Here is a 25,474-nt window from a genome sequence, read left to right on the forward strand (position 1 = left end):
CGCCAGTCTGAGGAAGAGCCGAGCAGCGACCCGTCACCCGACCACCGCGGCGACCTCCAGGAGCTCGACACGAGGAAGTAGCGGAGGTCCTGGCGCAGGTGGCAGAAGCCCCAGAGGTGATCGCGCTCGAGCCGGAGGTCCGAGACGACGCGCACGGTGACGCCGCCGGACGACGCGCGGAAGCGGATCTGCACGGGGAGGCCGTGCTCGATGGCGTGCGCGAGCTGGCGCACCTCCGGCCGCGACGCGGTACGCACCGTAGGCGCCATGGGACGTGAGGTAGGAGTGCAGCACCTCGTCGTCCGGCGCCGGCCCGAGGTCGGCGGACACGGCGGGCCGGCCCAGCCCGAGCGGCGCGGTGAGGAGCTCGGTGACGCCCGGGTTGACGACCACGCCTGCCGACGGCCCTGGCCAGGCCAGGGCGGCGGCGAGCTCCAGGACCTGGAGCGCCGAGACCGGGAGCGCGAGGAGCGAGGACCCGACCGACGCCGCGTGCACCAGCCGCTCGGCCAGGTCGTCGAGGTCGTCGGGCGGCGCGCCCCACACCACGTCGGAGCGCAGCGCCAGGCACTGCTCCAGCTGCGTGGCGTCCATCGCCGCCCGCCATGCCGTCAACCCGCCGTCCGTGTTCGCGGGACCATGGTGACGGGTCGAGGCGCGACGTCCGGCCACCACCCCGCCGTCGTCGGGGTCCCGCAGGACCGGAATCCTCGCACCGCCCACCGCGTTGTCGCCACCGTGCCACCACCCCACCCCGGAGCCCCATGACCTCGCCCCGCGGCACCCCCACCGCCATCGGCCTGCGCTCGGAGCGCGGTCCCGTGCTCCTCGCGCTCATGGTCACGACGGGCCTCATCGCGATCGACGCGACGATCCTCGCCACGGCGGTCCCCACGATCGTCGAGGACCTGGGCGGCTTCTCCTCGTTCCCGTGGCTCTTCTCGATCTACCTGCTCACCCAGGCCGTCAGCGTCCCGATCTACTCCAAGCTCGCTGACACCATCGGCCGCAAGCCTGTGGTGCTGCTCGGCATCGGACTCTTCGCGCTCGGCTCGGTGCTCTGCGGGTTCGCCTGGTCCATGCCGGCGCTCATCGCGTTCCGCGCGGTCCAGGGGCTCGGGGCCGGCGCGGTGCAGCCCATGGCGATCACCATCGCCGGGGACATCTACACGCTCGCCGAGCGCTCCAAGGTCCAGGGCTACATCGCCAGCGTCTGGGGCGCCTCGGCTGTCGTCGGGCCCACGCTCGGCGGGCTGTTCTCCGAGTTCGCCACCTGGCAGTGGATCTTCTTCGTCAACGTGCCGCTGGCGGCGCTCGCGGCGTGGCTGCTCGTCCGGTCCTTCCACGAGACCGTCGAGCGCAGCCCGCACCGGATCGACTGGGCCGGCGGCCTGCTGCTCACCGTGTCCCTGAGCCTGCTGCTGCTGGCCCTGCTCGAGGGTGGCCGGGCCTGGGCGTGGGTGTCGGTGCCGAGCCTGGGGGCCTTCGGGCTGGGCGCCGCGCTGCTGGCGGCGTTCGTGCTCGCCGAGCGACGCGCACCCGAACCCGTGCTCCCGCTGTGGGTGCTCTCGCGCCGCCTGCTCGGCACCACGGCACTCGTCGGCCTCGGCGTGGGCGTCATCCTCATGGGGATCACCACGTACGTGCCGACGGTCCTGGAGACCCTCGTCGGGGTCTCGCCGCTGGTCTCCGGCCTGACGCTCGCCACCCTGACCATCGGCTGGCCGATCTCCGCATCGCAGTCCGGCCGCGTCTACCTCCGGCTGGGGTTCCGCACCACGGTGCTCATCGGCTGCGGCGTGACGGTGCTCGGCACGGCGGGCCTCGCGCTCGCCGCCACGAACCCGTCGGTGGTGGGGATCGGGGCGGCGTGCTTCGTCGTCGGGCTCGGTCTCGGGTTCGTCGCCGCGCCGAGCCTCATCGCCGCGCAGGCCAGCGTCGAGTGGGGCGAGCGCGGCGTGGTCACCGGCGCCAACATGTTCGCCCGCTCGATCGGCAGTGCCGTGGGCGTCGCGGCGATCGGCGCCCTGGTCAACGGGATCCTGCAGGGCCAGAGCGCGACGGCGGCGCCCGACCTCTTCGCCGACGCGGCCGCGGCGGCGTTCGCGGCCGTCCTCCTTGCCGCGGTGGGGACGACCGTCGCCGCCGTCGCCATGCCGCGCGCGGGCCGGCCGCCGGGGTGATTCGGGAGTGCGAGCAACCGCGCGGAGGGCGAGCATCGGGAGCGCGCACCCTGCGTCGTTGTTCGCACGGTCCGGGAGACCGGCCGGTCTCGGGGTCGGGCCGGAGGTCGAGCTCAGGCCCTGTCCAGCGGACGTGTCACGTGTGGGCCGCCCAGCCCGCCGCCGTGGAACTCCCATGGTGGCGGTCGCGAGCGCACGCCAGCGCACCGGGAGATGAGGAGCGTGTTACCGATCGGCCGTCAGTGTTGCCACCGGGTCACATCCTCGGCGCTGCGTTACGACTGCGTGAAGAGTCGCTCGAGGCCTTGTCCCGGGCACCGCCCGGGTGCAGGCTCGTGACTGGCCGCCCGCCGCCGCCCCTCGCACGACGAAGGGGCATCCGATGCTCGTGCTCGACCAGCCCTCCGCACCCACCCGCGGGGTCGTCCCGCGCCCCACCGCCGACGGTCGCCCCACGGCGGTTCGGCCCGACGTGCCGCTGGACGCGCGGCCGTGACCCCGGAGCGCTGGCCCCTGCAGTGGGCCGCGGTGCTCGTCGACCTGGACGGCACGCTGGTGGACAGCGAGCCGCTGTGGGCGGACGCCGCGCGCGACCTCGCCCTGGCGCACGGTGCGCCGTGGTCGACGCACGACGGCCACGCCATCGTCGGCTGGGGCATCCCGGCCATCGCGGACCTCGTCCAGGAGCGCGGTGTCCCGCTGAGCCAGGACGCCGTGGTCGACGCGCTGCACGACGCCGTCGGCGCGCGGCTCGCGGAGCACATCCCCTGGCGCGACGGTGCCCTCGAGCTCCTCGGTGCGGTGCGGTCCACCGGTCGGCCGTGGGGACTGGTGACGATGAGCTACCGGCGCCTGGCAGAGCTCGTGGTGGCCGCCGCGCCCGACGGCGTGTTCGACGTCGTCGTGGCGGGCGACGACGTGTCGCGCGCGAAGCCCGCACCGGACGCCTACGTCGTGGCCGCGCGCGCCCTGGGCGTCGACCCGCGCGCCTGCGTCGTCGTCGAGGACTCCCCGCCCGGCGTCACCTCGGCCCTGACCGCCGGCGCGCACGTCTTCGCCGTCGACCCCGCGCAGCGGGTCACCGCTCACCCGAGGGTGCGCGAGGCGACCCTCACGGAGGTGACGGAGCTCCTGGGCCTGGCGTGAGCCGGGGCGCACCGCTCAGCCCGCGAGCACCTCGAGGACGGCCGCACCGTACCGGTCGAGCTTCGCCGCGCCCACGCCGCTGACCTCGCCCAGCTCGTCGAGCGACCCGGGCCGGCGCTGGGCCATCGCCCGCAGCGTCGCGTCGTGGAACACCGTGTACGCGGGCACGCCCTTCTCCTTGGCCACGCCCGCGCGCCACGTGCGCAGCAGCTCGAACCGCGCGGCGTCGTCGTCCGACAGGTCGCCGGCCGGGCCGGCCGCCGCCTTGCGCACCCGCGCGGCCCTGGCAGCCGACGGCGCCTCGTGGCGCAGCAGCACGGTGCGCTCACCGGAGAGCACCGCGGCGCTGTCCGGCGTGAGGTGCAGCGTGCCGTACCCGGAGTGGTCCACACCGAGCAGGCGCTGGGCCAGCAGCTGGCGCAGCACCCCGCGCCAGGAGCGCTCGTCGAGGTCGGCGCCCACGCCGAAGACCGTCAGGTCCGTGTGGCCCAGCTGCTCCACCCGCGGCGTGCGCTTGCCGACGAGGATGTCGACGACGTGCCCGGCCCCGTACCGCTGCCCGCGCTGGTCCAGCCGCACCACCGCGGAGAGCGCCTTCTGCGCTGCGACCGTCCCGTCCCAGGACGACGGCGGCGTCAGGCACGTGTCGCAGTTGCCGCACGGCTCGGACTCCTGGCCGAAGTAGCCGAGCATCTGCACGCGACGGCAGCCCACGGTCTCGCACAGCGCGAGCATCGCGTCGAGGTTGGCGCTGAGCCGGCGCCGGTGCGCCGCGTCGCCCTCGGAGGAGTCGATCATGCGGCGCTGCTGGACCACGTCCGCCAGCCCGTAGGCGAGCCACGCCGTCGACGGCAGCCCGTCACGGCCCGCGCGGCCGGTCTCCTGGTAGTACCCCTCGACGGACTTGGGCAGGTCCAGGTGCGCCACGAACCGCACGTCCGGCTTGTCGATCCCCATCCCGAACGCGATGGTCGCGACCATGACCAGCCCGTCCTCGCGCAGGAAGCGCGCCTGGTGCCGCGCGCGCGTGGCCGCGTCCAGACCCGCGTGGTACGGCAGCGCGGCGATCCCCTGGGCGACGAGGAAGGCCGCCGTCTGCTCCACCGACGCGCGCGACAGGCAGTAGACGATCCCCGCGTCGCCGGGGTGCTCGGTGCGCAGCAGCTCGAGCAGCTGGGCGCGCGGGTTGTCCTTGGGCGCGATCCGGTAGGTGATGTTGGGCCGGTCGAAGCTCGCCACGAACGTGCGCGCCGAGGCCAGGCCGAGGCGCTGGGTGATCTCGGTGGCCGTCGCGTCCGTCGCCGTGGCGGTCAGCGCGATCCGCGGGACGTCCGGCCAGCGCTCGCCGAGCACCGACAGCAGCAGGTAGTCGGGGCGGAAGTCGTGCCCCCACTGGGACACGCAGTGCGCCTCGTCGATGGCGAAGACGGCGATCGGCACGCGCGCGAGCAGCGCGAGCGTCTCCGGCACGCGCAGCCGTTCGGGGGCGAGGTACAGCAGGTCGAGCTCGCCGTCGAGCAGGGCCCGCTCCATGGCCGTGCGCTCGGGGTAGGTCTGCGTGGAGTTGAGGAAGCCGGCCCGCACACCGAGCGCGGACAGGGCGTCGACCTGGTCCTGCATGAGCGCGATGAGCGGGGAGATCACCACGCCCGTGCCGGGCCGCAGCAGTGCGGGGATCTGGTAGCACAGCGACTTGCCGCCGCCGGTGGGCATGAGAACCAGCGCGTCGTCCCCCGCCAGGACCGTGTCGATGATCTCCGCCTGCTCGCCGCGGAAGGCCGGGTAGCCGAACACGCCCTGGAGCACACCGAGGGCCGGCGAGGCCGCTGGGGCGGGGGGTGCGGTGGCCGGGCTGATCATCGGGGGCGCTCGTCCTGGGGTCGGGGTGGGTCGGGGTGGGTCGGGTTGGGTCGCGGGCTCGGGGAGTGCGGGGCACCGCGGCGCCGACCGTGCGGACCGCGCGCCGCAAGGCTACGTCCCGCCGCCGACGCGCGACGCCGTCGTCCCCAGACGGACCGCGCGGTGCCGTCGTCCCCAGACGGACCGCGCGGTGCCGCCCTGCGGCGCCAGCCCCACCGGGTGCCGCCCCACCGGCACCCGACGCGGGCTCAGACCTCGCGCACCACGACCCCGCGCCAGAACGCGAGGCGACCCGCGATCTGCCGTGCTGCGTCGGACGGCGTCGGGTACGCCCACGCGGCGTCGGCGACGCTCGTCCCGCCCGCGGTGACGGTCCAGTACGACGCGACGCCCTTCCACGGGCAGGTGGTGCGCGTCGACGTCGCGGTGAGCGCCGCGGGGTCGACGTCGTCGACGGGGAAGTAGTGGTTGCCCTCGACGACGACGGTCCGGTCGCTGCGTGCGACCTCGACCCCGTTGAGCTCTGCGACGACGGTCATGGTGTGCTCCCTCGCCCGCGCACCCGGCGGGCCCGGTGGAGAGCATCCGTCACGACGGGCCGGCGCGCCACCGCAGCCGGGCGCCGCTAGCCTCGCGAAGACCAGGCCCACCGACCGGGAGGTCATCGATGCGGTACCGCACCACCATCGCGCTCGTCGGCACCAACACCGGGATCCCGGTGCCCGACGACGTCGTCGCGGCGCTCGGGCAGGGACGCAAGCCCCCCGTGGTCGTCACCGTGGGCGGCCACACCTACCGCACCACGGTCGCCTCGCGCGGCGGGCAGTACCTGCTCTCCCTCAGCGCGGCGAACCGCGCCGCCGCGGGTGTGGCGGGCGGCGACGAGGTGGACGTCGACATCGAGCTCGACACCGCGCCGCGCGAGGTCGAGGTGCCCGACGATCTCGCGGGGGCGCTCGCGGCGGACCCGGCGGCGCGGGCCGCGTGGGACCGGCTCGCCTACAGCCACCGTCAGCGGCACGTGCTCGCGGTCGAGGGGGCCAAGGCCGCCGAGACACGCGCGCGGCGGGTCGAGGGCGTGCTCCGGGCGCTGACCGAGGGCTGAGGTCGGCGACGAACGGCCCTACCCGCCCCCGACGATCCACGCGCAGCCGAGCGCGGCAGCACCCACGCTGACCAGCAGGAACGCACCGACCCACAGGATCCCGGGCACGCCGGTGAGGTCGGCGAGCACGTCGGCGTCCGACGTCCCGCCGCGCCCGCGGCCCGTGCCCCCGGCGGCACCCCGCCGCGCCGTCGTGCGCCGCCGCTCGCGGCCCCGGGTCACCTGCAGCTCGACGACGGCCCGCGGCGCCCCGAGCAGCAGCAGCCACGTCATGGCGTAGGCGACCGCGACCTGCCACGCCGTCGGCGCCCACCACGTCACCGCGACGAGCGCCGCCCCGCCGACCAGCACCACCCAGAGCCCGTACCCGTTGCGCACCTGGACCAGCAGGAGCGCGAGCGCCACGAGCATCAGCCACAGCAGCCCGACGGCGTAGCCGCGGCCCAGGAGCCACGCCGCGCCGAGTCCCAGCACCGCCGGACCGACGTACCCGGCGAAGGCCGTCGCGACCATCCCCGGACCGCGCGGACGACCCACCGACACGGTCAGCCCGGACGTGTCCGCGTGCAGCCGCACGCCCGCGAGCCGGCGGCCGCTGAGCACCGCGACGCCCGCGTGGGCGCCCTCGTGCACCACGGTGAGCACGTGCCGCGCGAGGTGCCACAGGCGCGGCACGACGAGCACGACGAGCACCACGGCGGCCGAGCCGAGCACGACGGCGGCGCCGGGTACCGGCTGGGGCGTCGTCGCACGCGACCACGCCTCGCCGAGGAACCCGGTCACCGCCCCGAGCACATCGCCCACGTGCCACCTCCGCCCGCCACCCCACCACACCCGCCTGTGCGGACACGAACGCGGAAGGTTCGGCACGGATCCCGTGCCGAACCTTCCGCGTTCCTGCGCGCGCGGCGCGCCTACCGGGTGGCGACCCGGGCGTGAGTGCGCGCGTCCAGCCGGCGCCGCAGCACCACGAGCCCGGCACCCACGACCAGCCAGAGGGCGGCCAGTGCACCCGCGTCCGCCGCGTCGGCACCTGTCCGTGCCAGGCTCACGGCGACGACCTCGTCGGCCGGCAGCGTCGCCGTCGCGATCCGCACCACCGTGCCGGCGGCGTTGACCGCGAACCCGAGGACGAACTCGTTCGGGGTGCCGTCGAGCGCCGTGCCGAGCGCCACGATCTCGTGGTCGCCCGCCTCGAGCTCCGGCAGCACGCCACTGACGACGGCCGTCCCGTCGGCGCCGACCGTCACGCGGCCGATCACCTGCGGGGTCGAGTGCACCTCGAGCACGAGCTCGGAGCCGGGCAGCAGGCCGGTGCCCGTCGCACTGACCGTGACACCTTCGGCCGTCGCACCGAGGTCGGCATCGAGGTCGACCTCGACGTCCGTCGGCACACCGCGCACGTCGCCCGACGTCGTCGCGGTACCCGGGAGGGTCAGCGCGTCGCCCTCGGCCGTGGCCGTGACCGTGCAGAGCCCGACGCCGATGACCTTGAGGGCACCGTCGACGAACGAGCAGGCACCGGTCGCCGCCAGGGTGACCGGGAGCCCGAACTCGGATGACGCGACCATGGTGATCGGGGCCAGTCCGAAGGTCAGCTCCGGGAGCTGCGTGAGCGTCACGGTCTGGGGCCGCTGAGTCACGGCGGCGCTGCGCACGACGGTCGTCGCCGGCAGCGTCACGGCATCCCCCGCCTGAGTCGCGGTGACCTCGCACGTGCCCACGCTGGTCGCGGTGAGCACTGTGCCGGTGAGCGTGCAGGCGCCGGAAGCGGCCAGGGTGACCGGCAGGCCCACCGAGGAGGCGGGTGCGAGGGTGATCGGCTCCTGGTCGTACACCAGGGCGGGCAGGGCGTCGAGCGCGACCGTCTGGCTGCGCTTGCCGACCTCGAAGGCCTGGCTCGCCGTGGCCGCCTCTGTCTCGCTGTCGCCGACCTGCAGCGCGGTGACAGTGCACGTACCGACACCCGTGAAGTGCAGGGAGCCCCCCGTCACCGTGCAGGCGCCCGTGGCACCGAACGTCACGGGCATGCCGGAGCTCGCGGTCGCGACCAGCGGGACCGGCGTGCCGTCGTACACCTGACCAGCGGGCACAGCCGTGAAGGAGACGGTCTGGGAGCGCTTCGCGACCGTCGCTGCCAACGAGCCGGTGCCAGCGAGCACGCTGGAGGAGCCGGCGTACGTTGCACCCAGCGCGACGGGCCCGGCCGACCGGACGATGCCGGCGATGCGGGCCTGGCCCCCCACGAGCGCGAGGCCCGTGGTGGTGGTGCCGGCGACGGTGAGGTCGACGACCCCTTCCGCCGGTGCCCCGCCGGCGGTCACCGTGGCGACGACGTCGAAAGCCTGGCCGCTGACCGGCACGGCCGGCTCGGTGGACAGGGTGACCGACGGCACGCCCATGGGCGTGACGGCGGCCGACGGTGCTGAGAAGTCGCCGGCGCCGATGGCGTTGGATGCCGTGACGCGGAACGTGTACCCGGCGCCGTTCGTCAGCCCGGAGACCCACGTCTGCGTCGAGGGCGGGGTACCCCACTCGCTGCCGCACTCGAACTCTGCGCCAGGATCGGCGACGGGCGTGCAGTGGACCGTGTACTGGGTCACGCCACCGGCGACGTCGGCGGGCACCGCCCACGAGACCAGGGCCGCGCCGTCCTCCGCGGAGGCCGAGACCGACTGTGGCGCGGAGGGCGTGCGACTGGCGAAGGTCATCGTGACGGTGCCGCGGGCGTCCTGGTGGTATCCACCGAGACCGACGTAGTACGTCGTCCCGGCCGCGAGGGTGACCCTGAGCGAGGCGTCCAGGCCGTAGTAGTCGTCGTTCTGCACCACGAGGCCGCCGGACGTCCACACCTCGAGGGTGTTGTCCCAGCCGAGCGGGTCGGTCGAGGTCGCGCGGATGAACGTCGTGGTGGTCGTGGACGGCGTCACCGTGTACCAGGCGACGTTGTTCCAGGCCTGCTGCGCGCCGGGTGACGAGACGACCGACGCGTTGGACGCGCTGAACGACTCGTCGAAGCTGGCGACGGGCAGGGGGGTGGCCGAGGCCCAGTCCGTCCCGCCGGGCACCTCGGCGCTCGCCGCCGTGGGGACGAGCAGGACGAGCACCATGGCCAGCACGGTGGCCAGGGCGGCGGGGACTCGGGCAGCGCGGGAGCGCGCACGGACGGACGGCATGGGTGGCTCCGGTCACGGGACGTCGGCGGGGCGCGGAAGGTGCGCTTGCCTGCCGTTCGTCCGGTTTCGGCAGCATGTGAGTGCTTCCGGCCCCGAACACCCCCGTCAGCGGGCCGTGACACCCCCACGGCCGCAGGCCAGGTCGATGAGCCGCGGCAGGATCGTGTCCCCGGCCACCCGCAGCCCGTCGTGCAGGTGCTCGTTGGTCACCCAGACCTGGGTGCTGCCCACGGCGTCGGCCGTGCCGAGCGCCAGGTCGAGGTCCACGTACGGGTCGTCGACGTACTGCACGGCCGCGACGGGCACCTCGTTGGCCGCGAGCCGGTCGACGTCGTACAGCAGCGGCCACTCCGTGCGGGCCGCGAGCGCCTCGGCGACGCCGCGGAACGGCCGCAGCGCCCGGACCTGCTCGAACATCCACGGGAAGACCGCCTCCCCGGTGAGCTGAAGCGGTCGGGCTCCGGGTTCCCACGCCGGCTCGGCGGCATGGGCCTGCGCGGCGGCCCACCCGCCGGCCCGCTCGCCCTGGTGGTAGATGACCTCCTGGAGCACCGCGTAGAGCGGGTTGTCGTGGAAGCCGGTCTCGTGGGCGACCTCGGCGAGGAACGCCGACGACGGCGCAGCGCCGTCCGCGTCGTCGTCGTCCAGCGCTGTGTCCAGGAGCCAGTGCAGGTGGTCGAGCCCGGTGCTCATCCCCAGCCCCATGCCGAGGGTCTGCAGGCGCTCGACCGTGAACGGGTCGCCGTCCGGGAGCACGACGTCGCCCGCGGCGAGCCGGTCCGCCAGGCGGCCGAGGGTGGCGACGTCGTCGGGGTAGCGGCGCGCGAGCGCGGCGTTGCGCGCGGCCTGGCGCGGCAGGGTGCGCCGGTAGACCTCCTCTGCCGTGGCGCTCAGGCCCGGCAGGCCGCCGGTGACGTAGCACGCGGTGAGCGCCTCGGGGTGGCGAGACAGGTACGTCAGCGTGAGGAAGCCGCCGTACGACTGCCCCAGCGTGCCCCACCGCCGGCCGCCGTAGACGGCGTGGCGCAGCTGCTCGGCGTCCTCGACGACCGCATCGGCCCGGAAGCACGCGAGGTAGTCCGCGGCCTCCTCCGGCGAGCCGAGCGCGGCGATCCGGCGACCGTCGACGCGCCCCGAGCGCCCCGTGCCGCGCTGGTCGAGCAGCACGACGCGGTGGGTGGCGAGCGCCGTGGTCCACCAGCCCGACGCGAGGGGCCGCGGGCCCATGCCTCCGGGGCCGCCCTGGAGGAACAGCAGCAGGGGCAGCTCCTGGCCCACCTTCGCCGGGTCGACGATCTCGCGCGCGAAGACCTCGATCGGCGGGAACCGGTCCGGGCGGGCCCGGTCGACGGGGACGGTCAGGCGGTGCTCCCGCACCACGAGGCCGGGGATGCGGTACTCGGTGCTCACCCGCCGAGCCTAGGCCGGTGGGTGAGCACCGGCCGCGGACACCACCCCGGCGCCGCGGCCGCCCGACCGGGACCGACGTCCCTGGGCCCAAGGGCCTCGAAACGATCCATGCACCGGGTCGATGCTGACTTAATCGATTCGGGTCCCCGGCGCCCGCCACCTCCACGCCGGGAGGGAAGGCACGACGATGTCCGACTACGCCCACGTCCTGAGCCCCGGAACCTTCGGCACGCTCACGCTCCCCAACCGCGTCATCATGGCGCCGATGGGTACCGAGATGGGCACCCACGAGGGGCTGTTCACCGAGCGCGAGATCGCCTACTACACCGAGCGGGCACGCGGGGGCACGGGACTGGTCGTGACGGGCATCAGCGCCGTCTCGCAGGACTTCGAGCAGATCAACGCCGGGCTGTGCCGCGTCGACACGGATGCGTGCCTGCCGGGCCTGACGGCCCTCGCCGAGTCCATCCACGCCGTCGGCGGCCTGGTCTCGCTGCAGCTCACCGCCGGCCTCGGCCGCAACATCAACGTCATCGACCCGGACCGCCTGCCGATCTCGGCGTCGGACAACGCGCACTGGACCAACCCTGACGTGCTGTGCCGCCCGCTGGAGATCGAGGAGATCCGGCTCATCGTGCAGCGGTTCGCCGAGGCCGCCGCCCGCGCTGCCGCCGCGGGGATCGACGCCATCGACATCCACGGCCACACCGGCTACCTCATCGACCAGTTCATGAGCCCCATCTGGAACCGGCGCACCGACGTCTACGGCGGGTCGACGGAGAACCGCTGCCGGTTCGCCGTCGAGATCCTCCAGGCGGTCAAGGCCGCCGCCCCCGGCCTGCCCGTGAGCTTCCGCCTGTCCGTGGACCACAAGTTCCCGGGCGGCCGCACCGCCGCCGACTCGCGCGAGATCGCTGTCATCCTCGAGGCCGCCGGGCTGGACCTCATGATGGCCGACAACGGCTCGTACGAGGCGATGGACTACGTCTTCCCGCCGTACTACCTGGGCGACTCCTGCATGGTCGACGCCGCCAAGGCCCTCAAGGAGGTGCTGACCATCCCCGTCATGGCCGTGGGCAACCTCACGCCCGAGGGCGCCGAGGCCGTCATCGCCGCGGGGGACGCCGACTTCGCCGGCATCGGTCGCGGGCTCATCGCCGACCCCGAGTGGGCCGGCAAGCTCGCGCGCGGTTGCCGCGAGGACATCCGCCCGTGCATCCGCTGCAACGCCCTGTGCGTCGGCAACGCGTTCTTCGTGCTGCCCCTGGGCTGCGCGGTCAACGCGCAGGTCGGCATGGAGCGCGAGCGGCAGGTCACGCCGGCCGAGACCCCGAAGCACGTCGTCGTCGTCGGCGCCGGCCCGGCCGGCCTCGAGGCGGCGCGGGTCGCGGGTCTGCGCGGGCACACCGTGGACGTCTACGAGCGCGCCGAGCACCTCGGCGGCGTGCTGTGGCCGGCCGCGACGCCGGACTTCAAGAAGGAGCTGCGCGGCATGATCGCGTGGTGGGAGCGCCAGCTCGCGACCCTGCCGGTCACCCTGCACCTGGGCACCGAGGTCACGGCCGACTCCCCGGAGCTCCTCGGCGCGGACGCCGTGATCCTCGCCACCGGCTCGACGCCCCTGGTGCCCGCCGGCCTGGCCGGCGCGGACGGCGCGAACGTCGTCGAGGTCATCGACGCCCACCTGCTCGGCGGGCTGGGCCACCGCGTCGTCGTCGCCGGCGGCGGGCTGTCCGGCTGCGACCTCGCCCTCGAGCTGGCGCAGGACGGGCACGAGGTGACCATCGTCGAGATGGCGGACGAGGTCGCGCGCGACATGATCATCATCAACCGGATCACCCTGCTGCGCGAGCTCGCCGAGCACGGCGTGCGGCTGCTCACCGGGCACACCGTCGCGTCGGTCGACGTCGACGGCCTCCTCGCCACGGGACCGGACGGCGAGGTCCACGTGGACGCCGACTCGGTGGTGCTCGCGTTCGGCGTGCGGCCCGCGCGGGCCCTCGCGGACGCCCTGGCCGGCCGCCCCGGCGTCGTCGCCGTCGGCGACTGCGTCACCCCGGCCAAGGTGGGCGAGGCGATCAACGCCGGGTTCCTGGCCGCGCTGGCGATCTGACGGCGACGCGTGGTGGGGACCCGGGCGGGCGACCGGGCCCCCACCACGCGCACGTCCCGCTAGGGTCGGACGACAAGGACCAGAGGGGGTCGGCCATGCTCGTGTTCGCCGTCATCGGCGGGATCGGACTCGTCGTCCTGCTGGCGTCGATGGTGGTCGGCGAGGCCATGGAGCTGGGCGACGGCGCCGTCTCCGGCACCTCGCTGGGCGCCGGGGCCGTGGCCTTCGGGGCGATCGGCTCGATCGTCACGGTCAACGGGCTGCCGACCGTCTGGGCGTACGTCGCCTCCGCCGCCTTCGCGGCCGTGGTCGTCGTCGCCGTCCAGATGCTCGTCGCGCGGCTGAGCGCCACCGAGGACGGCCACCCGCGCAGCCTGACCGGGGTCACCGGGGTCGTCACCGCGACCATCGTGCCCGGCGGCTCGGGCGAGGTCAGCCTCGACGACCCCACCGAGCTGGAGCGACGCCTGGCCTGGGCCGACGCCGAGATCGCCGCCGGGACGCGCGTCGTCGTCGTCGAGCAGGCCGGCAGCCGCGTCAAGGTCACCCCCGCCTGACCCACGTCCCGCACCACCGTTCTCTGTCGCCCCGCACCAGGAAGAAGCAGCCGTGGACCTCCCGCTCGAGCTCGTGTCCGACACCGTGACGGTGCTGTCCGTCGTCGCGCTGGTCCTCGCGCTGGTCGCCGTCATGGCGTTCATCGCGCGCCGGATCCGCCGGGTGCCGCCCAACGAGGCGCTCATCATCGTGGGCCGCGGGGCCGGCAAGAAGGCCGTCGCCGAGACGGGGCAGCGCGTCGTCGTCGGCGGCCGCGTGTTCGTCTGGCCGATCCTGCAGCAGGGCTTCCCCATCTCGCTCGAGCAGCGGCAGATCGGCATCACGGTCGAGGGCGTCGACAAGAACCGCATCAAGATCGCCATCAAGGCGTCCATCAACTTCAAGGTGCGCGGCGACGAGGAGGGCGTGCGGCGGGCGGCCCAGCGCTTCCTGTCCCAGCAGGGCACCCTCACCGAGATCATCAAGGAGTCGCTCGAGGGCTCGCTGCGCTCCATCGTCGGCGACATGACGATCGAGCAGATCATCTCCGACCGCAAGGGCCTGTCGGACCGCGTGGTCGACTCGACCAAGACCGACCTGTCCGAGCAGGGCCTGCAGGTCGACCTGCTCAACATCTCCGACATCTCCACGCCGGGCTCCGACTACCTCGCCAACCTGGGCCGCGCCGAGAACGCCCGCGCTCGCCAGGTCGCGGAGGTCTCGGAGGCCGAGGCCCAGCGCGTGGCGGAGTTCGCCGTCATCGAGGCGCGCGAGCAGATCGCCGAGCGGCAGAAGGCCCTGGACCTCAAGCAGGCCGCGATCAAGGCCCAGACGGACCGTGCCAACGCCGAGGCCGACGCCGCCGGCCAGCTGGCCAGGGCCGAGCAGGACAAGCTGGTCGCGACCCTGCAGCGCGACGCCCTGGCCGAGCAGGCCCGGGTCACCGAGGAGCAGCTCGACATCGACGTGCGCAAGCCCGCCGAGGCCGCTGCCTACGCCGCCGTCCAGCAGGCCAACGCCGAGCGCGACGCCGCCAACGCCGCCACCGAGGCCGACGCCTACAAGCGGACCACCATCGCCGGGGCGAACAAGACCGCGGCGCTGCAGGACGCCGAGGCCGCGGCCGAGTCGGTGCGCCGCGCCGGCGAGGCCGAGCGCGACCGCCAGGTGGCGCTCGCGGCCGGCATCAAGGCCCAGGGTGAGGCGCGCGCCGCCGCCACCGAGGCCGAGGGACGCGCCGAGGCCGCGGCGACGGACGCCAAGGCCGAGGCGCTCAAGAAGTACGGCCAGGCTGCACTGGCCCAGGAGGTCATCTCGCGGCTGCCCGAGATCGTGCGCGCCGCGGCCGAGCCCATCGGCTCGGTGCAGAACATGACCGTCATCTCCACCGACGGCGCGTCGGCGATCACCAAGAACGTCGCCGCCGTGCTCGGTGAGGGGCAGGAGATCGTCAAGCAGCTCACCGGGCTCGACCTCGCGCAGCTCATCGCCGGCGTGGCCGGGGTGCCGGCCGCTGCGGGCGGCACGACGGCGAGCGGCGCGACGGCGGGCGGCACGACGGCGAGCGGCACGACGGCGGGCGGCACGGCGGCCTGAGGGACCGCGGGTCAGGCCACCGCGCCCAGCGAGAGCAGGGCGATCACGCCGAACGCCGTCCCGGCGACGCCGGTGACGATCGCGAAGACCGCCCGCCCGCGACCGTGGCCACCGCTGCGCGCCTTGACCATCGCCCAGGCGCCCAGGCCCGCCGCGACGGGCGCGAGCGGCCACAGGACCAGCCCGACGAGCCCGAGGTAGCCCGCGACGATGGACTGCCACGAGCGACCCAGGGGCACGATCCAGTGCAGGGCGTCGTGCGGGTCGTTGCCGGGGCGCGCGGGCGCGTCGGGGTGGGCCGGACCCCCGGGGAAGGCCTGCGGGGCGCCCCAGCCACCCTCAGGAGCACGGGCTTCGGGAGCGGGTGGGGCGTAGGGGTGCGCGGTCACCGGCGCGAAGGCCACGGGGGTGGGACCGGCCGGTGCGGCGTGCGCGGGGGCAACCCAGGCCGAGGGCGCCAGCTTCTGTGGAGCCTCCGTCACGGATCCCGTCACGGAAGCTCCAGGTCGCGGGTCTGCGTCGGGCGCGGCCCACAGCGCGGGCTCGGAGGTCTCGGCGGCCCACGGTCCCGCCGGAGCGACCTCGGGCTCCGGGACCGGCCGAGGGGCCACGAGCGCACCCGGCAGGACCGGCGGCTCCTCCCACGGCTCGAGGGTGGGGATGAGCAGGGCGCCCGGGGCCAGGACGATCTCGGGGCGCACGATCTCGGGGCGCACGACCGCGAGGCCCGGGGCGACCTCGGCGGGTGGTACCACGTCGCCCTCGGCGTGCGGGGCGACATCGGCGCTGACACCGTCGACGACCCGGGCCACGACGACGCCCGGCGCCTCCTGGGCCGCTGCCGCGAGGCGCGCCGCGCGTCGACCGGTCGGCACGGCGGTCAGGCCGGTCGTGGGCTCGGGGGGCGGAGGCGGGGGCGGGGGCGGGGGGCCGACGGGGCGCACGGGTGGCGTCGCCAGAGCCGCGGCAGCGAGGCGTGCGGCCCGCCGACCGGTGGGCACGGCGGTGGACGCAGCGGTCGGTCCGGCGGTCGGTCCGGTGGTCACATCGTGCGCCGCCGCGCCCTGGTGCGGCACGCAGTCCAGGTCTCTCGCGGAGGAGGCCACGTGCCGGTGGCCCTCATCGGCGCTGGGTACGCCCGTGTGCCGGGGGACCTCGACGTCAGCGTGCGGCGGGGTCTCGGGCTCGACGGGCGCCGCGCCGTCGGGGTACCAGACGGCGCCGCCGGCGGGGACCGGGACGAGCGCCGGCAGGCCGCTCGCCACGAACGCGGGCATGCTCGACGGCACAGCGGCGGGTTCTGGCTCCGGCGCCGCGGCCGGCAGGGGGGCCGTGTCCTCGGTCCACGCCTCGCCGTCGAACCAGCGCATGAGGTACGGCTCGGTCTCGTCGGGGTACCAGCCGGCATCTGGGGTGCTCACCCCGTGTTCGTCGGCACGCGGGCACCCGGACTTGACAGTCCGCTCAAAGTGGCCGAAGTCGGGTCACAGCCACCCGAACGGGGCATCGGCCGTCCACAGCCCACGCGCACCTCGGTCGGCGCCGTCGGAGGGGTGTGGCACGGTGCACCGGTGCCCCTCGTCCGCCCCGCGCCGCGCCCGCCGGTCGTCCGCCGGCCCGCGCGCCCACGCTCCCTCGGCCGCACCCTGCGCCGCGCCGCGCCGCGGGCGGTCGTGCTCGTGGCCCTCGCCGTCGCCGCCGCCGTGCTCGTGCCGCGGTGGACGGGTACGGGCGACGCCGTGCGGTACGTCGTGCCCGCCGCCGAGGTGGTCGCCGCGCGGTCCGCCCTGGCGGGGCTCCCCGTGCGCGGCCGAGCGCCGATGACGGGGTACGACCGGAGCCTCTTCGGCGAGGCGTGGGCCGACGTCGACCACAACGGCTGCGACACCCGCAACGACGTCCTGGCCCGCGACCTCACCGGCATCGAGACCGACCCCGACACCGCGTCCTGCCTGGTGCTCAGCGGGACCCTCACGGACCCCTACAGCGGCCGGGTGGTCTCGTTCGAGCGCGGCGAGGACAGCGCCGACGTGCAGATCGACCACGTCGTCGCGCTCGCCGACGCGTGGCAGAAGGGCGCGCAGCAGTGGACGGCCGGGCGGCGCGAGGAGTTCGCCAACGACCCGGCCAACCTGCTGGCGGTCGACGGGCAGGTCAACCAGGACAAGGGCGCCGGCGACGCCGCCACCTGGCTGCCGCCGAGCAGGGGCTACCGCTGCGCCTACGCCATCCGCCAGGTCCTCGTGAAGGCCGAGTACGGGCTGTGGGTCACGCAGGCCGAGCACGACGCGCTGGCGCGCTGGCTGGGCAGGTGCACGGCGGCACAGGAGGGCTCTGGTTGAGCCGCGACGTCACAGGCCGGTGACCCGGCGCACGAGGTCGCGCACCTGCTCCGCCGTCATGACCGAGCGCTCCCGCTCGACGTAGAGCCACGTCAGCTCGTCCTCGATCTCGCCGTCGGCCTGCTCGACGAGGAACGTCTGCGCCGCGCCAGGGGCGGCCTGCCGGGGGGTGAGGCGCCACGTCACGGGGTAGCCACGCAGCGGGTGCATGCCGTGCAGCACCGCGGACGACGTGTCGTCGACCGGGCGGAGGTGCCGCCGGGTAGGTGCGGAGCTCATGGGTGCCTCGCGGTGAGGGGTGCGGTGCTGGTCGATCCACCCATCGGCCGTCGGTCGCGCGAGTTGAACCGATCCGCGCCACTCAGCGCCGCAGGGCGCTCCGCCCGATCCACCACATCGCCGCCCCGGCGAGCGCCGTCAGCGCACCGGAGAGCAGGAGGCTGGACCGTGCACCGATGAGCCCGACGACGGCGGCCCCCACCGCCAGACCCGCGAGGTTGCCGGCCTGCACGACGGCGTGGATCGCCGCGAAGACGCGGCCGCGCTCGGCATCGGGCGTGCGCTCGCGCACCAGCGCCGTCAGCGCGACCCGCTGGACGGAGCCCGCCGCACCGCCGATCAGCCACCCGATCCCCACCGCGACGAGCGAGACCACGGCCCCGGCGAGGGCGAGGGCCGCCCCCATGACGACGCACGCCCAGACGAGCGCGACGAACTGCGCGCGTTCGTGGCCGAGCCTGCCCGCGTACCAGCCGGCCACCACGCCCGCCGCCGGCCACAGGGCCGTGACGAGCCCGTACGCCGCCGGGCCCGCGCCGATGTCCTCCAGGACGAAGAAGACCTCCGCGACGTTGACGATGACCGTCGCCAGCACCGCAGCGCCCAGACCGAGCACCGTGACGAGCAGCAGCCGGTCGCGGCGCAGCCGGTCGAAGCCCACCCACAGCCCGATCTCGGCCTCGTGCGCCTGCGGGACGCGCTGGGTGCGCAGGGCCGTCACGGCCACGGCCATGACGACGTAGGTCACGGCGTCGACGAGCAGCGCGGTGCGCACCGATGTCGCCTCGACGAGCACCCCGGCGAGCGCGAAGCCGACGAGGAAGCCCGCCTGCTGGATCGCGGAGTACCACCCGTAGGCCCGCGTGGCCCCGTCCTCGCCGGTCACGCGTGGCAGCAGGGACGCGACCGTGGGGCTCACCACCGCCGAGCCGACGCCGACGAGGGCGAGCGCGCCCACGAGCACCAGCTGGCGTCCGTCTGCCAGCCCGCCGAACGCCGCGACGAGCACCCCGGCGGCCTGGAGGAGGATCGCGACGATCAGCAGCTCGCGGTTGCGCACGCGGTCCACGAGGTGCCCGACGGCCGGGGCCAGCAGCACGAACGGGACCAGCTCCGCCGCCATCACCGCGGCGATCCAGCCGGCCCCCGCCGGTCGGAGGTGGATGGTCACGGCGAGCAGCGTCAGCGAGGCGCCGATGGTCGAGACGGCCGTCCCGCCGAGCAGCAGCGGCAGGTCGTGGCGCGCCGCCGGGGCCCTCGCGCCGGCGAGGAGGGGGAGCCGCACCATGCCCGCCACGCTAGCGGGCGGGCCGACCCCGGCGGTCCCCGCCCGGCGGGCCGCGCTGCCGACACCTCCCGCCCCGGCGAAACGCCCGGTTCGTTGCACTTCTGGGCTCCCGCGCGGTACCAATGCAGCGCGGGGCGCGCAGGTCAGCGGGCCCAGGACCGAGAGGTGGCACCCATGGGCATCGAGGACATGGTCGAGAAGGCCAAGGACGCGCTGAGCGACAACCCCGACCTGCTGGACAAGGCGGCCGACGCCATCAAGTCGCGCACCGACGACTCGGTCGACGAGAAGATCGACATGGCGGTCGACAAGGCCAAGGACTTCCTCGGCGGCGACAAGGCCTGAGCACCACCGTCCCGGCCCACCCCTCGGCGGGCCGGGACGTGCCGGCCGGGCGTGGGCCCGGGCCGCGCCCGCCGGCGTCAGGCCGTGGCGAAGGCCGCCAGTCCCAGCTGCACCGCTCGGTCGAAGAGCAGCTCGCGGTCCGCGGCAGCGAGCGACTCCTCGCGGAACAGCAGGTCCGAGATCGTGCAGATCGTCAAGGCCTCGCCGCCCTCCGCGTCGGCCGCTGCGTACAGCGCCGCAGCCTCCATCTCCACCGCGAGCGTGCCGTGCGCGACGAGCTTGTCGTTGGTGGCCGGGCGGTCGGCGTAGAACGTGTCGGAGGAGAAGACCGGACCCACGTACACCGCACCGGTGCGCGCCCGGCGGCGGCGCCGCGCCGTCGTCGTCGGCGGCTCGGACTTGGGCTTGCCCGGGGTCACGCCACCGGCGGCCGCGGCGGCGGCCAGCAGGGCGAAGCTCGGCGCGTGGCTGTAGTGGACGCCCGGGATGCGGCCCGCGGACATCGCGGAGTCCGTGTGGGCGGCGTTGGCGATGACGACGTCGCCGACGTTGAGGTGCGGGGCCATCCCACCCGCCGTGCCGATCCGGATGATCCGCTCGACGCCGAGGAAGCGGAACAGCTCCGTGGCGTAGATCGACATCGACGGCATGCCCATCCCCGAGGCGAGCACCGAGACCGGCCGGCCCTCGAACGTGCCCGTGTAGCCGAGGATCCCGCGCACCTCGGTGACGAGGGTCGCGTCCTGGAGCACGGTCTCGGCGATGCGCATCGCGCGCCGGGGGTCGCCCGGCATGAGGACGTCGGGGGCGAAGTCGCCCGGCTCGGCGGAGATGTGCGGGGTGGCCATGCGCCGACCCTAGCCCGCGGTGCGCCGGACGCGCCCGGCGGGCCGCGCGGTCGTTGGTGCGGTCATCCGGTGGTGCGCAGGGCGTCGAGCACCACGTCCGTCCCGACCGCGACGATGTGCACCCCGTCGGCCGCCACGCCCACCTCGGTGAGCTCGATCCCGTCCGGCAGCGACTCCACCGGCACCGACAGGCCCGTGAGCTGGTCGGCCAGCGCCCCCGGCAGGTCCTCGACGTCCAGCTGCGCCCCGCCGAGGCTCAGCGAGACGACGTCGACCGTGATCGCCCGGCCCGCCGCGTGCGGCTCCAGGGCGACGTCGACGGGTATCCCGAGCAGCAGGAGCGTCGCGACCAGGTGCCCGTCGTCGATCGACAGCTCGGCGTCCAGGCCGAGCACGGCCTGCAGGGCGGCCGGCTGCAGCGACGCGGTCAGGGTGGCGCGCTCCGCCGTGGTCGGTCGTGCCGTGGAGACCCCGTCGAGCTGCACGACGACGTCCTCGAGCTCCAGGCCGTCGAGCGTGGCCTCGGGGGCCGTCACCTCCACGTCGTCGAGGCGGCCGGCGAGCACCTGCAGGAGGAAGGGCGTTCCCCCGATGCTCACCGTGGGGTCGGTGCCCGGCAGCTCCGCCATGACGGTCCGCGCCAGGCTCGCCTCGGTGCGCGTGCGCATGGCACCGTCGGCCACCACGGCCCCCACCACGACCACGCCGACGACCACCAGTCCCGCTGCCACCCCGCGCACGCCCATCCGGCGACCCTAGGCACCCGCGGGTCGCCGCGCACATCCGCGGACGGGCATGGTGCGGCGGCGTCCGCGGGCCTAGCCTGGAGGGATCCTCGAGGACGAGGTCCGCCATGGTCCTGCCGTTGGTGCTGCTGCTGCTCCTCGCGGCCTGCACGGCGCTCGCCGTGTGGTCGCGGCGTCGGGCGCGCCCTGCGGACGCGGACCGCCTCCGGCAGGACGACCCCAGCCGCCACCGTGAGCGCCGGCGGAGGCTCGAGCCCTGGCGCCGGCTGCGTCGGCGGCCACCCGAGCCGGACCCGTTCGCGATGCTCACCGTCCAGGAGCAGCTGAGCCGGCTCGCCGCGCACATCCGGGCGCTCGACGCGGACCCCAAGGTCTGGGCGCGCGGCCGCCGGATGATCGCGGCGCAGACGGCCTACGACGCGGTGCTCGCCGAGGCGTGCCGCATGGCCGGGGTGGACCTCGACGCCGGCCCGATGCCGCTGCCCCTGGACGAGCCGGAGCGGTTCCGCGAGGAGATCGAGCTCGCCGAGCGGGGCTGGTCCTGGTAGGCCGCACCTCGATGGCAGGTCCGCGCGGTCAGGCGCGCACCGTCAGGGTGCTGCTGCCGTCGCCGCGGCGCCGGACCTCGATCCGCTCGGCGATCGCCTGCTTGAGCGCGTCCACGTGCGAGACCACCGCGACCACGCGGCCACCGTCGCGCAACCGCCCCAGCTCGGCGAGCACCACCTCGAGGGTCTCGGCGTCCAGCGAGCCGAACCCCTCGTCGACCACGAGCGTGCCGAGGTCGATCCCGCCCGCCTCCGCCGTGACGACGTCGGCCAGGCCGAGCGCGAGGCACAGCGAGACGTAGAACGTCTCACCACCGGACAGGGTCCGCGGGTCCCGCGGGGTCTCGGTGAGGTGGTCGACGACCTTCATCGCCAGGCCCGTGCGCCGCGTGCGCACGTCCTCGCGCTCGGTGGAGTGCACCAGCTCGTAGCGACCGTCGGACATCGTCAGCAGCCGCACGTTGGCCGCGGCGACCACGTCGCCGAACCGTCGGCCCAGCACGTAGGTGGCCAGGGTCAGCTGTCTGGTGTTGTCGCTGCTGCCGGCCGCCGCGAGGTTGGCCATCCGGATGACGGGACCGGCAGCCCCGACGGCGTCGACGAACCCGACCACCGCGCGCTCCACCTCGACCAGCGCGCCGGTCGCGGAGGCTGCTCGCTGCCCGGTCCGTGCGGCCTCGGCCGCCGCGCGGCTCGCCTGCTCTGTCGCCACCTCGTGGGCCGCCCGGACGCCGGGCAGGTCGAGGTCGGCGAGCTCGAGGTCGCCGACGGCCGCGACCGACGGCTCGTCCAGGCCGGCCCGCACGCGCGCCAGGGTCGCCTCGCGCGCGGCGAGCGCCCGTTCGAGATCAGCCAGCGCCGCGGGCTCCAGGTGCGCGGCGCGCGCCGCGGTGGCGCCGTCGAACCCCTGCTCGACGAGGGTGCGCTCCGCCTCGGCGCGCCGCAGCAGCGCCTGCGCACCGGCGTCGGCGTGCGTGCGCAGGGCGACGGCCCAGTCGCCGACCCGTCTGGCGTGCTCGTCGAGTGCAGCCGCGCGCTCGCGCACCGAGGCGGCCCCGGCCCGGCCGGCAAGAACCTCGGCCTCGTCCGTGTCGAGCTGGGCCGCCGCCGCGGCCGAGCCGGCACGCTGCGCTGCGAGGTTCGCCGCGAGCGCGGCCAGGTGCTGGTCGGCCTCGACCGCGGCGGCGTCGAACCGGACGAGCGCCTGATCCAGCTCGGCGAGGCGCGTGACGGCGGCCCGCGCGGCGACGACGTCCGCCTCGGCGTCGGCGAGCGACGCCCGCGCGGCGGCCTCGTCCTGCTCGCCGGCCGCCGCCGCACGCTGGTCGAGCCGCTCGCGCAGGCCCCGCAGCTCGGCCGCCACCGCGGTCAGCGCGGCCGTGGTGCCCGCCCGCCGCCGCTCGGCCTCCTCCACGTCCTGGGTGCCGACGTGCGCCGGGTCCAGTGCCGCCGGCGCCGGGTGCTCGACCCCGCCGCACACCACGCACGGCAGCCCGGGCTCCAGCCCTGCGGCGAGCTCGCCGGCCATCCCCGCGATCCGGGCCGCCGCCACCCTTGCCGCGTGCGCCACGGACTCCTGTGCCGCGGTGGCCGCCACGGCGGTCGCCGCCTCTGCCGCCCCGACCTCGACCCGCAGCCGTGCGACGTCGACCACCGCCGCGAGCCGGGCCGCAGCAGCAGCCACCCGCTGCTCCGCGGCCGCCGGCCCGCTCGCCAGGACTGCGACGGTCGACCGGTCCTCGACGAGCGCCGCCCGCTGCGCCGGCCGCTCGGCCTGCCGCTCGGTCAGTCGCTCGACCTCGGCGGACCGCTGCTCGACGGCGTGTGCGGCCGCGGCGGCCTCCCGGTGGCGCGCCGGCAGACCCTGCTCCAGCGCGAGCAGCCGGACGAGCGTGGCGCGCGTCGCGGTGCACCGCTCCTGCTCGGCCACGAGCGCAGCCAGCTGGGCCGTGGCCGGTGTCCCGGCGTCGACGAGCTCCCCCACCTCGGGGGCCGCGAGCGAGCGCGCCCGGTCCACGGCCCCGGCCGCCCGCTCCGCGGTCTGCTCGGCCAGCTCGGCGCCGAGCACGAGCGGCAGCACCACCCGCGCCCGCAGGGCTGCCTCGCGGTGCACGACCCCCTGGGCGTGCTGCGCGGCACGGGTGTCGAGGTCGGCGAGCTCTGCGCGCAGGGCGTCGCGCCGCTCGACGGCGTCCGCCCGGGTGCGGGCGTCCTGCCACGCCGCGCCGCGCTCGGCTGCGACGGCCCGTGCCGCGGCGGCCTCGCGCTCGGCGGTCCCCGCCACCCCGGCCAGCTCGGCCGTCACAGCCCTGACCAGGGCGAGCAGGTCGTCGGTCCGGGGGACCGCGGCCGCATCGCGCACGCCGTCGGCGGTCACGGGCGCGGCCGGGGCGACGCCGGCACCGTCGGCTGCCGGGCCGTCGGCTGCCGCGCCGTCGGCCATCGCGTCGTCGGACGTCGCGCCGTCAGCAACCACCTCGCCGGCCACCACCGCGACCAGCCCGGCCGCGCCGATGAACCCGGCCGCGGCCCGGCCCACGCCGGCCCGGGCGTCGTCGACCGATCGGCCCACCTCGGCCCGCATGGCCTCGAGCCGCTTCTGCACCTGCTCGTAGACCTCGGTGCCGAACACGCGCTGGAGCAGACCGCGGCGCGCCTCCGGGTCCGCCCGCAGGAAGCTCGCGAACTCCCCCTGCGGGAGCACCACGGTCTGCACGAACTGGCTGCGGTCCAGCCCGATGGCGCGCTGCAGCTCGAGGCCGGCCTCGTCCATCCGGGACGTGAGCAGCTCGCCGTCGTCCGGCGCGTCCGGGCTGGTCAGCCGCCACAGCCGCACGGTCGCCTGCTGGAGCGTGGTGCCGCTGCCGCGCTGCTTGGGCCGTGCGTACGCCGGGGTGCGGCGCACGCGGTAGATCCCTGCACCGGTCTCGAGCACGAGATCGACGTAGGTCTCGTCGTTCGGGGCGGCACGCGACGAGCGCAGCCGGTCCTCGCTGGCCTCGCGCGCCGCGACCTTGCCGTACAGCGCGAAGACGACGGCGTCGATGATCGTCGACTTGCCGGCGCCCGTGGGCCCCTCGAGCAGGAAGATCCCCGACGCGCCCAGCGCGGCGAAGTCGATGGTGTGCTCGCCGGCGAACGGGCCGACCGCCTGGAAGGTCATCCGGTGCAGGTACATCAGCGGCTCCGGCCGGCGGCCAGCACGTGCTCGTAGGCGCGGCGCAGCACGTCACGCTCCGCGGGCGTCGGTGCGGCCCCCGTGACGTGCTCGACGAACTCGTCCGCCACCTCGAGGGGGTCCCGCGCCGCGGTGACGGCCGCCGTCGCCCGGCCCGGCGCGGAGCCCGCCGGCCGGTGCTCGACGACGAGGGCGTGCGCGAAGCGCTCGCGCACCCGCGAGACCAGGTCCGGCGGCCGCACCGGATCGGTGACCACCACGCGCAGCCAGTCCGCGACGTACGCGTCCCCCGCGCCGCCGAGCAGCTCGGCGAGGCCTCCGGTGGCCTCGGACAGCCGCCGCGGCACGGGCGCGGCCACGAGCTCGACGCCCCGCACCCCGTCCGGCCCCAGGTCGAGCACCACCGACGCCTTGCGGTGCCCCCGCTCGGAGAACGAGTAGGCCAGCGGCGAGCCCGAGTACTGGAGCACCGGCGCGGGCTCACCGGCCGGGCCCACCTCCCCCGCGATGCGCTGCGCCCCGTGCAGGTGGCCCAGCGCGGCGTAGTCGACGCCGGCGAAGACCCCGGCGGGCACGCTGTCCACGCCACCCACCCGGATGTCGCGCTCGGAGTCCGACGCCTGCCCGCCGACGACGAAGGCATGCGCCATGACCACGGCGCGCGGCCGCGGTCCGTCCGCCCCGAGCGACGCCCGGACGCGCCGCATCGCGGCGGCCATGACCGCCTCGTGCGAGCGCGGCAGCAGACCGTCCGGGCCGACGGCGGCGTCGTCG

Annotated in this window: 22 protein-coding genes; 9 read left to right on the forward strand and 13 right to left on the reverse strand. The window is 75.5% G+C overall.

The genetic code is table 11. From position 1 onward, the window contains the following. Nucleotides 1-257 (reverse strand): WYL domain-containing protein (locus PKY62_RS00700; RefSeq protein WP_324533833.1); only part of this gene is annotated, 257 nt, incomplete at its 3' end. A gap of 507 nt (nucleotides 258-764) precedes the next feature. Here PKY62_RS00700 and PKY62_RS00705 point away from each other — a divergent pair. Together PKY62_RS00705 and PKY62_RS00710 are read left to right on the forward strand one after the other, a co-directional pair. Beyond that, nucleotides 765-2,183 carry an MFS transporter gene (locus PKY62_RS00705; RefSeq protein WP_324533835.1) on the forward strand — a complete coding sequence of 473 codons (1,419 nt, stop codon included), beginning with the start codon at nucleotides 765-767 and terminating at the stop codon, nucleotides 2,181-2,183. Nucleotides 2,184-2,675: 492 nt separating this feature from the next. After that, nucleotides 2,676-3,329: an HAD family hydrolase gene (locus tag PKY62_RS00710; protein WP_324533837.1), complete on the forward strand. Its 654-nt coding sequence runs from the start codon at nucleotides 2,676-2,678 to the stop codon at nucleotides 3,327-3,329. Nucleotides 3,330-3,344: 15 nt separating this feature from the next. Here PKY62_RS00710 and recQ read toward each other — a convergent pair whose 3' ends face one another. Next, entirely contained in the window at nucleotides 3,345-5,189 is a 1,845-nt protein-coding gene (recQ, locus tag PKY62_RS00715) for a DNA helicase RecQ (RefSeq protein ID WP_324533839.1), read from the reverse strand. Nucleotides 5,190-5,437: 248 nt separating this feature from the next. Then, nucleotides 5,438-5,728, reverse strand: coding sequence for a DUF427 domain-containing protein (locus tag PKY62_RS00720; protein WP_324533841.1), 291 nt, complete (start codon nucleotides 5,726-5,728; stop codon nucleotides 5,438-5,440). Nucleotides 5,729-5,856: 128 nt separating this feature from the next. On the opposite strand from PKY62_RS00720, the gene PKY62_RS00725 reads away from it, so the two are divergent. Then, nucleotides 5,857-6,294 (forward strand): YdeI/OmpD-associated family protein, encoded by a 438-nt coding sequence (locus tag PKY62_RS00725; RefSeq protein WP_324533843.1) that lies wholly within the window; start codon nucleotides 5,857-5,859, stop codon nucleotides 6,292-6,294. A gap of 18 nt (nucleotides 6,295-6,312) precedes the next feature. Here PKY62_RS00725 and PKY62_RS00730 read toward each other — a convergent pair whose 3' ends face one another. The 3 genes from PKY62_RS00730 to PKY62_RS00740 all read right to left on the reverse strand — a co-directional run bounded on the left by PKY62_RS00730 (nucleotide 6,313) and on the right by PKY62_RS00740 (nucleotide 10,880). Further along, nucleotides 6,313-7,098 carry a M50 family metallopeptidase gene (locus PKY62_RS00730; RefSeq protein ID WP_324533845.1) on the reverse strand — a complete coding sequence of 262 codons (786 nt, stop codon included), beginning with the start codon at nucleotides 7,096-7,098 and terminating at the stop codon, nucleotides 6,313-6,315. Nucleotides 7,099-7,208: 110 nt separating this feature from the next. After that, nucleotides 7,209-9,470, reverse strand: coding sequence for a fibronectin type III domain-containing protein (locus PKY62_RS00735; protein WP_324533847.1), 2,262 nt, complete (start codon nucleotides 9,468-9,470; stop codon nucleotides 7,209-7,211). A 105-nt stretch (nucleotides 9,471-9,575) separates the two neighbouring features. After that, a complete protein-coding gene (locus tag PKY62_RS00740; RefSeq protein WP_324533849.1) occupies nucleotides 9,576-10,880 on the reverse strand; it encodes an alpha/beta fold hydrolase in 1,305 nt (434 codons plus the stop codon). 187 nt (nucleotides 10,881-11,067) lie between these two features. Here PKY62_RS00740 and PKY62_RS00745 point away from each other — a divergent pair, with 187 nt between their 5' ends. The 3 genes from PKY62_RS00745 to PKY62_RS00755 all read left to right on the forward strand — a co-directional run bounded on the left by PKY62_RS00745 (nucleotide 11,068) and on the right by PKY62_RS00755 (nucleotide 15,126). Next, complete coding sequence (locus tag PKY62_RS00745) at nucleotides 11,068-12,993, forward strand: oxidoreductase (RefSeq protein ID WP_324533850.1); 1,926 nt, start codon at nucleotides 11,068-11,070, stop codon at nucleotides 12,991-12,993. Nucleotides 12,994-13,088: 95 nt separating this feature from the next. Then, the gene (locus tag PKY62_RS00750; protein ID WP_324533852.1) at nucleotides 13,089-13,550 is read left to right on the forward strand and encodes an NfeD C-terminal domain-containing protein; all 462 of its coding nucleotides are present in this window, start codon (nucleotides 13,089-13,091) and stop codon (nucleotides 13,548-13,550) included. A 52-nt stretch (nucleotides 13,551-13,602) separates the two neighbouring features. After that, the gene (locus PKY62_RS00755) at nucleotides 13,603-15,126 is read left to right on the forward strand and encodes an SPFH domain-containing protein (protein WP_324533854.1); all 1,524 of its coding nucleotides are present in this window, start codon (nucleotides 13,603-13,605) and stop codon (nucleotides 15,124-15,126) included. An 11-nt stretch (nucleotides 15,127-15,137) separates the two neighbouring features. Here the strand turns inward: PKY62_RS00755 and PKY62_RS00760 are convergent, their stop codons facing one another. After that, on the reverse strand, nucleotides 15,138-16,547 hold the full coding sequence (locus PKY62_RS00760; protein ID WP_324533856.1) for a DUF4190 domain-containing protein: 1,410 nt from the start codon (nucleotides 16,545-16,547) through the stop codon (nucleotides 15,138-15,140). A 150-nt stretch (nucleotides 16,548-16,697) separates the two neighbouring features. Here PKY62_RS00760 and PKY62_RS00765 point away from each other — a divergent pair, with 150 nt between their 5' ends. After that, a complete protein-coding gene (locus tag PKY62_RS00765) occupies nucleotides 16,698-17,468 on the forward strand; it encodes an HNH endonuclease family protein (protein WP_324533858.1) in 771 nt (256 codons plus the stop codon). A 9-nt stretch (nucleotides 17,469-17,477) separates the two neighbouring features. Here the strand turns inward: PKY62_RS00765 and PKY62_RS00770 are convergent, their stop codons facing one another. Both PKY62_RS00770 and PKY62_RS00775 read right to left on the reverse strand, forming a co-directional pair. Continuing rightward, a complete protein-coding gene (locus PKY62_RS00770) occupies nucleotides 17,478-17,747 on the reverse strand; it encodes a hypothetical protein (protein WP_324533860.1) in 270 nt (89 codons plus the stop codon). 82 nt (nucleotides 17,748-17,829) lie between these two features. Continuing rightward, nucleotides 17,830-19,035, reverse strand: coding sequence for an MFS transporter (locus PKY62_RS00775; protein WP_324533862.1), 1,206 nt, complete (start codon nucleotides 19,033-19,035; stop codon nucleotides 17,830-17,832). A 174-nt stretch (nucleotides 19,036-19,209) separates the two neighbouring features. Here PKY62_RS00775 and PKY62_RS00780 point away from each other — a divergent pair, with 174 nt between their 5' ends. Further along, nucleotides 19,210-19,380, forward strand: coding sequence for an antitoxin (locus PKY62_RS00780; RefSeq protein WP_324533864.1), 171 nt, complete (start codon nucleotides 19,210-19,212; stop codon nucleotides 19,378-19,380). A 77-nt stretch (nucleotides 19,381-19,457) separates the two neighbouring features. Here the strand turns inward: PKY62_RS00780 and PKY62_RS00785 are convergent, their stop codons facing one another. Next, a complete protein-coding gene (locus PKY62_RS00785) occupies nucleotides 19,458-20,228 on the reverse strand; it encodes a phosphorylase family protein (protein WP_324533866.1) in 771 nt (256 codons plus the stop codon). A 62-nt stretch (nucleotides 20,229-20,290) separates the two neighbouring features. Beyond that, nucleotides 20,291-20,974, reverse strand: coding sequence for an LmeA family phospholipid-binding protein (locus PKY62_RS00790; RefSeq protein ID WP_324533868.1), 684 nt, complete (start codon nucleotides 20,972-20,974; stop codon nucleotides 20,291-20,293). A gap of 107 nt (nucleotides 20,975-21,081) precedes the next feature. On the opposite strand from PKY62_RS00790, the gene PKY62_RS00795 reads away from it, so the two are divergent. Then, nucleotides 21,082-21,522 (forward strand): hypothetical protein, encoded by a 441-nt coding sequence (locus tag PKY62_RS00795; protein ID WP_324533870.1) that lies wholly within the window; start codon nucleotides 21,082-21,084, stop codon nucleotides 21,520-21,522. 28 nt (nucleotides 21,523-21,550) lie between these two features. Here the strand turns inward: PKY62_RS00795 and PKY62_RS00800 are convergent, their stop codons facing one another. Further along, nucleotides 21,551-24,700 carry an AAA family ATPase gene (locus PKY62_RS00800; protein WP_324533872.1) on the reverse strand — a complete coding sequence of 1,050 codons (3,150 nt, stop codon included), beginning with the start codon at nucleotides 24,698-24,700 and terminating at the stop codon, nucleotides 21,551-21,553. After that, nucleotides 24,700-25,474: exonuclease SbcCD subunit D (locus tag PKY62_RS00805; RefSeq protein ID WP_324533874.1), on the reverse strand; the 775-nt coding region annotated here is incomplete at its 5' end. The genes PKY62_RS00800 and PKY62_RS00805, both read right to left, overlap by 1 nt.

Origin of the sequence: Actinotalea sp., assembly GCF_035443605.1 — a bacterium.
Classification (GTDB): domain Bacteria; phylum Actinomycetota; class Actinomycetes; order Actinomycetales; family Cellulomonadaceae; genus Actinotalea.